The organism is Kitasatospora sp. NPDC056651 (assembly GCF_042792155.1).
Lineage (GTDB): Bacteria > Actinomycetota > Actinomycetes > Streptomycetales > Streptomycetaceae > Kitasatospora.
The window spans coordinates 1-10,619 of sequence record NZ_JBHTWX010000169.1; the positions used below are offsets into that span (position 1 = coordinate 1).

The following is a 10,619-nucleotide window of genomic DNA, read 5'->3' on the forward strand; positions in this document are numbered from 1 at the left end:
ACTGCGCGGTGGGGGGGGGGGCCGCGGCGCTGCTGGTGTTCGGGGGCGTGTTGGGGCACGTTGGCTATTTGGGGGTTACCCCCGGGTATCGGGTGGGAACGCCCCTTTCGTGCGTGCGGGGCCGGTCAGGCCTGGCGCTCGACGCGGAGCCGTTCGAAGAAGCGCAGGTGTTCCAGGTGGTCGACGGAGCCGGGGTTGACGGCCTGCTCCAGCGGGGTGCCGGAGAGGATGCGCTTGACCGGGACCTCGATCCGCTTGCCGGTGAGGGTGTGCGGGAGGCCGCGGACGGCGATGACCTCGTCGGGGACGTGCCGCGGGGAGAGCTCGGTGCGCAGCGAGGTGCGGATGCGGGCGATGAGGTCGTCGTTCAGTTCGGCGCCGGGGGCGAGGACGACGAACAGCGGCATCCAGTAGCCGCCGTCGGGCTCCTCCAGGCCGATGACCAGGGACTCGGCGATCTCGGGCAGGCGCTCGACCACCTCGTAGATGTCCGAGGAGCCCATCCGGACGCCCTGGCGGTTGAGGGTGGAGTCGGAGCGGCCGTGGATGACGACGGTGCCGCGGGAGGTGACGGTGATCCAGTCGCCGTGGCGCCAGATACCGGGGTAGGTGTCGAAGTAGCTGTCGTGGTACCGGGTGCCGTCGGGATCGTTCCAGAAGCCGGTGGGCATCGACGGGATGGGCTTGGTGACGACGAGTTCGCCGACGGCGTCGGTGTGCGGGTGGCCCTGGACGTCCCAGGACTCGACCGCGGCGCCGAGGCAGGGGGCCTGGATCTCGCCGAGGTGGACCGGGAGGGTGGGGACGCCGCCGACGAAGCAGGAGCAGACGTCGGTGCCGCCGCTGACCGAGGCGAGCCAGACGTCCTGCTTGACCTCGTCGTAGATCCAGCGGAAGCCGTCCGGCGGGAGCGGGGAGCCGGTGGTGCCGATGCAGCGGACGGCGGAGAGGTCGAGGTCGCGGCCGGGGTGCAGCCCGGCCTTGCGGCTGGCGATGACGTACGCGGCGGAGGTGCCGAGGACGGTGGCGCCGGTGCGGGCGGCCACGGACCAGAGGGCGCCGGTGTCGGGGTGGCCGGGGCTGCCGTCGTAGGTGACGATCGTGGACCCGACGAGGAGGCCGGCCAGCAGGAAGTTCCACATCATCCAGCCGGTGGAGGTGTACCAGAGGAAACGGTCCTGCGGGCCGAGGTCGAGGTGGAGGCCGGCCTGCTTGAGGTGTTCGAGCAGGATGCCGCCCTGGCTCTGGACGATGGCCTTGGGCAGGCCGGTGGTCCCGGAGGAGTAGAGGACCCAGAGCGGGTGGTCGAAGGGGACCGCCTCGAAGACCGGTTCGATGTCGTCGGCGACCAGGTCGTCCCAGGTCAGGGCGCCCTCGGGGGCGGGGGCGCCGAGCAGCGGGACGTGCACGACGGTGTGCAGGCCGGGCAGTTCACGGCACAGTTCGGCGACGACCTCGGTGCGGTCGTGGTCCTTGCCGCCGTAGTGGTAGCCGTCGATCGCGAAGAGGACGGCGGGTTCGATCTGCTGGAGGCGGTCGAGGACGCTGCGGGCGCCGAAGTCGGGGGCGCAGCTGGTCCAGACCGCGCCGACGGCGGCGGTGGCGAGCAGGGCGACGGCGGCCTGCGGGATGTTGGGCAGGTAGGCGCCGACCCGGTCGCCGGGGCCGATGCCGCGGGCGCGCAGGGCGGCGGCCAGCGAGCCGACCTGGCGGCGCAGTTCGGCCCAGGTGAGGACGACGGGCTGCTCGGTGGTCTCGTCGAGGTGGAGGATCGCGGGGTGGTCGGCGTTGGCCGGGGCCACCCCCGCGCGCAGGGCGTGCTCGGCGTAGTTGAGGCGGGCGCCCGGGAACCAGCGGGCGCCGGGCATCGCCGGGTCGGCGAGGACGGCTTCGGGGGCCTGGGTGAAGCGGACGTCGAACCACTGGGTGATCGCGGTCCAGAACCGGTCGAGGTCCTCGGTGGACCAGGCGTGCAGGTCCGCGTAGCGCTCGGCGGCCTGCCGGTCGTCGGCGGCCGGGGCGAGCGGCGCGGCCGGGGCGCCGTGGTGCTCGGCGGCCCAGGCCTGGAAGGCCACCAGGGTGGTGGCGGCGGCGCGAGCGGGGTTGGGGCGCCAGAGCGGCTGGTCCTGCGGTGGGGTGCTCACGGTGGTGGTCTCCCGGCCGGTGGTGGGGACGGGAGGGCTCATGGCAGACCCGTCCGGTTGGGCTGTCGGTGCAGACCATGCCATGTGATCGGCCGCCGCGCCAGGGTCCGCCGAGAGGAAGCCCGGAGGTCAGCGGGGGGTGAACTCGCCGCTGAACCAGCGGCGCAGGACGCCGTTGTGGAAGTCCCAGACGAGGGCGGTTTCGGCGGTCGCGAGCAGCCAGCCCTCGGTCTCGTCGGTGGGGAGCGAGGGCGGGAGGTCGGCGAGCGGGCGGGCGGGGAGCAGCCCGCAGAGCATGACGAAGCGGCCGTCGGGGTCGGAGGCGGTGTGGATCAGGGTGACCTCGGCCGGGTCGGCCACGATGCCCGTCTCCTCGTGGAGTTCGCGCACGCAGGCCTGCTGCCAGCTCTCGCCGAAGTCCATGTAGCCGCCGGGGAAGGCGAGTTCGCCGTAGCCGGGTTCGATGGTGCGGCGGATGACGACCAGGGCCGGGTCGGCGTCGGGGCGGGTGACGGGCAGGACGGTGACCGCGACGGGCAGCGGGTTGCGGTAGCTGATCTCGGCGCAGCCGGGGCAGGTGCGGGGCCAGGCCCGCGTGCCGGGCGGGTACGGGGTGCCGCAGAAGTGGCAGTGGGAGTGCGGCCGGTGGCCGGTTCCGGGCGCGGCGCCGACGGTCGTCGCTTCGTCAGTGGTCATGGCCGGATGGTAGCCCGGTGGGTCGGCGGTGTTGCCGGGGCTGCCGGGGATCAGGGGGACTCGGTGCCGTCGGCGGTGTCGTCCCGGGTGGGGCGGAGCAGCGCGGGGTGCAGCACGCAGGCGCCGCCGGCGTGGTACGTGCGGGCTCGGGGGCCGCCGCGGGCGCCGCCGCGTTCGGTGGTGGTGCCGGTGCTCTCGACGAAGCCGGGCACGGAGAGCACCTTGCGGTGGAAGTTGCCGGGGTGGAGCTTCTCGTCCCAGACGGCCTCGTAGACGGCGCGGAGGTCGGGGATGGTGAAGTCGTACGGCAGGAAGGCGGTCGCCAGCGGGCTGTACTCGAACTTGGCGCGCACCCGGTCGAGGCCGTCGGCGAGGATGCGGGCGTGGTCGAAGGCCAGCGTGAGCGGGCCGGGGCCGGTGCTCCCGCCGACGCCACCCCCGTGGGTGTCGGCGGGAGCACCAGCGGCTCGGGACCGGCCGTGGGGCCGGAGGTCCAGGTCGGAGACGGGGTGCCAGACGGCGGCCGCGGCGTCCGTGCCGGCCTGGGGATCGGGCAGGTCCGGGGCGAAGGCGAGGTAGGCGACGGAGACCACGTGCATCCGCGGGTCCCGCTCGGGGGCGCCGTAGGTGCCGAGCTGTTCGAGGTGGAGGCGGCAGAGCCTGGCCTCGGAGGCGCCGTGCAGGCCCGTCTCCTCGGCGAGTTCACGGGCGGCGGCCTCGTCGAGGCCCTCCTCGCCGGCCCGCAGGAATCCGCCGGGCAGCGCCCAGCAGCCCTGGTGGGGCGGGGCGCCGCGCTCGACGAGCAGGACGTGCAGGCTGCCCTCGCGCAACGTCAGGGCGACCACGTCCACGGTGACGGCGATCGGGGCGTAGGCGCGCGGGTCGTACGCGGCGAGCCACTCCTGCTCGGCCTGGGGCCCGGTGGGGGGCGGCTGGCCGTCCGCTGCCATCGCCGGGCTCCTTTCCGTGCCGGCCGGTGCGAGGGTGGTGGTTCTCGCCGGTGCTGTTCGTCTCGGGCGCCGTCCTTCTCGGGCTGAGCACAACGTAGCGACTGCTTTCCCGAGCGGCAAATGGTTTTCCCCTCGGGTGAAGGCGCCCACCTTCTAGGCTGTGACCAGGAACTCTGCCAGAGGAGGCGGCCATGCCCACCACTCCCCCGCCGGACTTCGCCGCCGCGTTGGCCGCCGGTCCGCTGGTGCTCGACGGCGGGATGTCGAACCAGTTGGCGGCCGCCGGGCACGACCTGTCGGACGGGCTGTGGTCGGCGCGGCTGCTCGCGGACGACCCGCGGGCGGTGGCGGCGGCGCACCGGGCGTACTTCGCGGCCGGCGCGGACGTCGCGATAACGGCGAGCTACCAGGCGAGCTTCGAGGGCTTCGCCCGTCGCGGGGTCGGCCGGGCGCAGGCCGCCCGGCTGCTGGCGAGCAGCGTGGAGCTGGCCCGGGAGGCGGCGCGGACCGAGCCGGGCGGGCGGCGGCGCTGGGTGGCGGCCTCGGTGGGACCGTACGGGGCGGTGCTGGCGGACGGGTCGGAGTACCGGGGCCGGTACGGGCTGAGCGTCGCGGAGCTGGCGGCCTTCCACCGGCCGCGGCTGGAGGTGCTGGCGGCGGCCCGGCCGGACGTGCTGGCGCTGGAGACGGTGCCGGACGCGGACGAGGCGCGGGCGCTGCTGGAGCTCGTGCGCGGGCTGGGGGTGCCGGCCTGGCTGTCGTACAGCGTCGAGGGCGACCGGACCAGGGCCGGGCAGCCGCTGGCGGAGGCGTTCGCGCTGGCGGCCGGGGTGGACGAGGTGGTCGCGGTGGGCGTCAACTGCTGTACGCCGCAGGACGCGGACCGGGCGGTGGCGGTGGCCGCCGAGGTGACCGGGAAGCCGGTGGTGGTCTACCCGAACAGCGGGGAGCGCTGGGACGCCGGCCGTCGGGGCTGGCGCGGGGAGCCGACCTTCCGTTCGGCCCGGGTGGGCGGCTGGCTCGCGGACGGGGCGCGGCTGGTGGGAGGCTGCTGCCGGGTCGGGACGGACGGGATCGCCGCGCTGGCGGCGGAGGTGGCGGTGCTGCGGGCGCACCCCGTGGGCTGACGGCACGCGGACGCGGTGATCGCCGGGATCCGGGCGGGTTACCCCGGGGGGAATGTGCGCGGAGTCGGGGCGGCCTGGCAGACTCGTCCCGTCACCACTGCGGTCGACAATGTCGACCGCCTGTCAGCGCGGAGGTACCCCATGCCCGGCCCGATCCAGTCGCTTTCCCGGGCCGCCGCGATCATGCGCCTGCTGGCCGGCGGTGAACGCCGTCTGGGGTTGTCCGAGGTCGCCACGGCACTGGACCTCGCCAAGGGCACCGCGCACGGCATCCTGCGCACGCTCCAGCAGGAGGGGTTCGTCGAGCAGGACCCGGAGAGCGGCAAGTACCAGCTGGGCGCCGAGCTGCTGCGGCTCGGCCAGAGCTACCTGGACGTGCACGAGCTGCGGGCGCGGGCGCTGGTGTGGGCGGACGACCTGGCCCGGGCGGCCGGCGAGACGGTCTACCTGGGAGTGCTGCACCAGCAGGGCGTGCTGGTGGTGCACCACGTGTTCCGGCCGGACGACACCCGGCAAGTGCTGGAGGTGGGCTCGATGCAGCCGCTGCACAGCACCGCGCTGGGCAAGGTGCTGGTGGCCTACGACCCGGTCGCTCGCGGGGAGTTGGGCGACGGGCCGTACGAGTCGTACACCCTGCGGACGCTGACCGGGGCGGGCGACGTGGACGCCGAGTGCGCGCTGATCCGGGAGCGCGGCTGGGCGGACTCGATCGAGGAGACCTGGGAGGGCGTGGCCTCGATCGGCGCGCTGATCCAGGACCGGCGGCGCAACCCGGTGGGTGCGGTGTGCGTCAGCGGGGCGGTGGAGCGGGTCTGCGAGGACGGCTTCGTGAAGCCCTCGCTGGTGGCCTCGGTGCGCAGCGCGGCGCGGGCGATCTCCCGCGACCTGGGCGCCGGGCGGTTCTGAGCGGGACCGCCGGAGAGGCGGTCGATTCGTCACGCAGAGGCGCGGACGGGCTGGAGGCCTGTCCGCGCCTCTGGCGTTTTGTCCTATTTCCGGACACTCCGCTCGGTAACGTCGACGGACCGCCCGAGGTGAGGGTCACAGGTCCGTAACCCCGCCTTGACGTGGGGGCGACCTGGGGAGGAAGCTTCCGCATGGCGGTCGACATTGTCGAACGATGGCCGGAGAGATCACTCCCACAGTGCGCTCACCCGCACAACGATCGACCGGCCGTCTGCCCCCACCTACCCTCCGGGCCATATGGACAAGGGAGTCTTTGTGTCCGCGTTCTCCAACGGCGACGTCTTCGTCGGCGAAACCCTCGGCACCGCCGCCCTGATACTTCTCGGCGGCGGCGTCTGCGCCGCCGTGACCCTCAAGAAGTCGAAGGCCGTCAACGCCGGCTGGCTGGCGATCACCTTCGGCTGGGGCTTCGCGGTCCTCATCGCCGCCTACATGTCGGCTCCGAAGTCCGGAGCGCACCTCAACCCGGCCGTCACCATCGCGCTCGCCGTCAAGAGCGGCGAGTGGAGCCAGGTACCGCTCTACCTCGGCTCCCAGCTGCTCGGCGCGATCATCGGCGCGGTGCTGGTCTGGGCCGCCTACCTGGGCCAGTTCAACGAGAACAAGGAACCCACCCTCGGCATCTTCTCGACCGGCCCCGAGATCCGGAACCCGGTCCAGAACGTGCTCACCGAGGTCATCGGCACCTTCGTGCTCTGCTTCGCGATCCTCACCATCGGCACCAACTCCGGCCTCTCCCAGTCGGGCACCGGCACCCTGATGGTCGCCTTCACCGTCGTCGGCATCGGCCTCTCGCTGGGCGGCCCCACCGGCTACGCCATCAACCCGGCCCGCGACCTCGGCCCGCGCATCGCGCACGCCCTGCTGCCGATCCCCAACAAGGGCACCTCCGACTGGTCGTACGCCTGGGTGCCGGTCGTCGGCCCGATCCTGGGCGGCCTGGCCGCCGGCGGCCTCTACAACGCCATCTTCTAAAGGACGGGTTCGACCCCGCCGAGCACGGGGACTGACCGATCGAGCGCGTCAGGCCCACCCACCCCGTAATCCCCGAACCCGAGCCGAGGACCCTCCCCATGACCTCCACCGGTAACTACATCGCCGCGATCGACCAGGGCACCACCTCCAGCCGCTGCATCATCTTCGGCGCCGACGGCCGGATCGTCGCCGTCGACCAGCAGGAGCACCGGCAGATCTTCCCCCAGCCCGGCTACGTCGAGCACGACGCCGCCGAGATCTGGACCCGGGTGCAGTCGGTCGTCCGCGGCGCGCTGGAGAAGGCCGGCCTCACCAAGGACGACATCCGCGCGATCGGCATCACCAACCAGCGCGAGACCACCGTCCTGTGGGACAAGAACACCGGTGAGCCGGTGCACAACGCGCTGGTGTGGCAGGACACCCGCACCGAGGGGCTCTGCCGCGAGCTGGGCCGCAACGTCGGCCAGGACCGCTTCCGCCGCGAGACCGGGCTCCCGCTGGCCAGCTACTTCGCCGGGCCGAAGATCCGCTGGCTGCTGGACAACGTCGAGGGCCTGCGCGAGCGCGCCGAGGCCGGCGACATCCTCTTCGGCACCATGGACACCTGGGTGATCTGGAACCTCACCGGCGGTGTCGACGGCGGCAAGCACGTCACGGACGTGACCAACGCCAGCCGCACCATGCTGATGAACCTGCACACCCTCCAGTGGGACGAGAAGATCGCCGAGTCGATGGACGTGCCGATGGCCGTCCTGCCGGAGATCCGCTCCTCCGCCGAGGTGTACGGCGAGGCCGTCGGCGACCTGGCCGGCGTCCCGGTCGCCGCCGCGCTCGGCGACCAGCAGGCCGCGCTGTTCGGCCAGACCTGCTTCGACGAGGGCGAGGCCAAGTCCACCTACGGCACCGGCACCTTCCTGCTGCTGAACACCGGCGAGAAGATCGTCAACTCGTACCACGGGCTGCTGACCACCGTCGGCTACCGGATCGGCGACCAGGCCCCGGTGTACGCGCTGGAGGGCTCGATCGCCGTCACCGGCTCGCTCGTCCAGTGGCTGCGCGACCAGCTCGGCATCATCTCCACCGCCGCCGAGATCGAGACCCTCGCCAACACCGTCGAGGACAACGGCGGCGCCTACTTCGTCCCGGCCTTCTCCGGCCTGTTCGCCCCGTACTGGCGCTCCGACGCCCGCGGTGTGATCGCCGGTCTGACCCGGTACGTCACCAAGGGCCACCTGGCCCGGGCCGTCCTGGAGGCCACCGCCTGGCAGACCCGCGAGGTCGTCGACGCCATGCAGAAGGACTCCGGGGTCGAGCTCACCGCCCTCAAGGTCGACGGCGGCATGACCAGCAACAACCTGCTCATGCAGAACATCGCCGACGTCCTGGACGCCCCGGTCGAGCGCCCGTACGTGGCCGAGACCACCGCCCTCGGCGCCGCCTACGCGGCCGGACTCGCCGTCGGCTTCTGGAGCGACCTCGACACCCTGCGGGCCAACTGGCACCGCGCCGCCGAGTGGACCCCGCGCATGGACGAGGCCACCCGGGAGCGCGAGTACAAGAAGTGGCTCAAGGCCGTGGAGCGCACCATGGGCTGGGTGGAGGAGGAAGAGAACAACTGACCGACAAGCCGGTCGGGGCCCCGCGCCCCGGCCGGCCGCCCGCTGTTCCGGCACCGGGCGCACCCGTGTTTCACCGGCCCGCCGCACCGGGCCGACCGGTCTCTCCCGCAGAGGCCGCACCGCACCCGAGAGGAGTAACGGCGCCGCCCGACCCGCGCGCCGTACACAACCACCATGGCAACCATCCCGACCCTGGGCGCCGAGCGCACCGCCGGCCGCACCGCCTCCCGCGCCGAGACCCGTGAACTGCTCGGCAAGGCCACCTACGACCTGCTGGTGATCGGGGGCGGCATCCTCGGCACCGCCGTCGCCTGGACCGCGTCCCAGGCCGGCCTGAAGGTCGCCATGGTCGACGCCGGCGACTTCGCCGGCGCCACCTCCAGTGCCTCCTCCAAGCTCGTCCACGGCGGTCTGCGCTACCTCCAGACCGGCGCGGTCAAGCTGGTCGCGGAGAACCACAAGGAGCGCCGCGCGCTCTCCACCGACGTGGCCCCGCACCTCGTCAACCCGCTGACCTTCTTCGTGCCGGTCTACAAGGGCGGCCCGCACGGCGCCGCCAAGCTCGGCGCCGGCGTCTTCCTGTACTCGGCGCTGTCCGCCTTCCGCGACGGCATGGGCCGGGTCTCCACCGCCGCGCACGCCGCCCAGCAGGTGCCCGCGCTGCGCACCGAGGGCCTGCGCTCGGTGGCCGTCTACGGCGACCACCAGATGAACGACTCGCGCGTCGCCGTGATGACCGTGCGCGCCGCGGTCGACGCCGGCGCCGTGGTGCTCAACCACGCCGAGGTCACCGGGCTGCGCTTCACCGGCGGCCGGGTCACCGGTGCCGAGCTGCGCGACCGCCTCGACGGCAGCGAGTTCGGCATCGACGCCCGCCTGGTGCTGAACGCCACCGGCCCGTGGGTCGACCACCTGCGCACGATGGAGGACGCCGGCGCCGCGCCGTCGATCCGCCTCTCCAAGGGCGCCCACGTGGTCGTCAAGCGCCGCTCGCCGTGGCGCGCCGCGCTGACCATCCCGATCGACAAGTACCGCGTCTCCTTCGCCATCCCGTGGGAGGACCACGTCCTGCTCGGCACCACCGACGAGGAGTACACCGGCGACCCGAAGGACGTCCGGGCCACCGAGGCGGACATCGACCAGATCCTCGGCGAGGCCGGGCACGCGATCCGCGACGAGCACCTCGACCGCGACCTGATCACCTACTCCTTCGCCGGCCTGCGGGTGCTGCCCGGCGGCCCGGGCGACACCGCCGCCGCCAAGCGCGAGACGGTCGTCACCGAGGGCCGCGGCGGCATGCTGTCGGTCTCCGGCGGCAAGTGGACCACCTACCGGCACATCGGCCGTACCGTGCTGGAGAAGCTGGCCCACGTGCCCGGCACCAGCCTCGGCGAGGACATGTCCCCGATCGCCCCGACCGTCCCGCTGCCGGGCGTCGGCGCGCCGAACGCGGTGGCGCACCGCCTGCTGATCGACCGCGAGCCGGGCTCGCGGATGGAACCGCTGGTGGCCCAGCACCTGGCCAGCCACTACGGCACCCTGTCCTTCGAGATCGCCCGCATGATCGACGAGAACCCGGAGCTCGGCCGGCCGATCCACGAGGACGGCCCGGACGTCTGGGCGCAGGTCGCGTACGCGGCGGACAACGAGTGGGCGTACACCACGGACGACGTGCTGCGCCGCCGCACCACGATGACCGTGCGCGGGCTCGACACCCCGGAGATCCGGGCCGAGGTCGAAGCCTTCCTCGCGAAGCGCGGGACCAAGTAGGTTCGAGCAGCTCGTCCGCGGCGGGCGGGCGTCCGGGGTCTCCCCGGGCGCCCGCCCGCCCTGCTGTTCCCGGAGTTCCGGCTGCTCGCGGCCCGGACAGCGGCGCCGGCCGGGCAGGTCGCGGCGCACGGCCGGGAGGTCGCGCGGGCGCTCGCCGAGGTCTGGAACGGGCGCTGCCGGAGCCGGCGCCGACGGGTGCGGGCGCCGACGGGTGTGGGCGCCGTGCGGGCGGCGACGGTGGTCCTGGCGGCCCGGGAGCGGCTGCCGGCCTGACGGACCGGCGGGCCGACGGGCTGGTGGGCTGGTGGGCCGGCGGGCTCACGAGCCGGCGGAGACGCCGAGGGGCGGCACCCGTGTGGTCACGGGTGCCGC

8 protein-coding genes are annotated in these 10,619 nt (G+C 73.5%); 5 read left to right on the plus strand and 3 right to left on the minus strand.

Annotated elements, in window-relative coordinates; genetic code table 11:
* Positions 1-125 precede the first annotated feature (125 nt).
* From ACFRAR_RS36805 to ACFRAR_RS36815, 3 genes are all read right to left on the minus strand, one after another.
* Complete coding sequence (locus ACFRAR_RS36805) at positions 126-2,186, minus strand: acetoacetate--CoA ligase (protein WP_380704464.1); 2,061 nt, start codon at positions 2,184-2,186, stop codon at positions 126-128.
* Between the two features lie 87 nt (positions 2,187-2,273).
* The gene (locus ACFRAR_RS36810) at positions 2,274-2,840 is read right to left on the minus strand and encodes an NUDIX domain-containing protein (protein WP_380704466.1); all 567 of its coding nucleotides are present in this window, start codon (positions 2,838-2,840) and stop codon (positions 2,274-2,276) included.
* A 50-nt stretch (positions 2,841-2,890) separates the two neighbouring features.
* Positions 2,891-3,790: an NUDIX domain-containing protein gene (locus ACFRAR_RS36815; protein ID WP_380704468.1), complete on the minus strand. Its 900-nt coding sequence runs from the start codon at positions 3,788-3,790 to the stop codon at positions 2,891-2,893.
* A gap of 191 nt (positions 3,791-3,981) precedes the next feature.
* Between ACFRAR_RS36815 and mmuM the strand changes: the two genes are divergently transcribed.
* The 5 genes from mmuM to ACFRAR_RS36840 all read left to right on the plus strand — a co-directional run bounded on the left by mmuM (position 3,982) and on the right by ACFRAR_RS36840 (position 10,247).
* Positions 3,982-4,917: a homocysteine S-methyltransferase gene (mmuM, locus tag ACFRAR_RS36820; RefSeq protein WP_380704470.1), complete on the plus strand. Its 936-nt coding sequence runs from the start codon at positions 3,982-3,984 to the stop codon at positions 4,915-4,917.
* A gap of 141 nt (positions 4,918-5,058) precedes the next feature.
* Positions 5,059-5,823, plus strand: a complete 765-nt coding sequence (locus ACFRAR_RS36825) for an IclR family transcriptional regulator (protein ID WP_380704472.1) — start codon at positions 5,059-5,061, stop codon at positions 5,821-5,823.
* 315 nt (positions 5,824-6,138) lie between these two features.
* Positions 6,139-6,858, plus strand: coding sequence for an MIP/aquaporin family protein (locus ACFRAR_RS36830; protein ID WP_380704474.1), 720 nt, complete (start codon positions 6,139-6,141; stop codon positions 6,856-6,858).
* 98 nt (positions 6,859-6,956) lie between these two features.
* On the plus strand, positions 6,957-8,477 hold the full coding sequence (gene glpK, locus ACFRAR_RS36835; protein WP_380704476.1) for a glycerol kinase GlpK: 1,521 nt from the start codon (positions 6,957-6,959) through the stop codon (positions 8,475-8,477).
* A gap of 174 nt (positions 8,478-8,651) precedes the next feature.
* Positions 8,652-10,247: an FAD-dependent oxidoreductase gene (locus tag ACFRAR_RS36840; RefSeq protein ID WP_380704479.1), complete on the plus strand. Its 1,596-nt coding sequence runs from the start codon at positions 8,652-8,654 to the stop codon at positions 10,245-10,247.
* Positions 10,248-10,619: the final 372 nt, after the last annotated feature.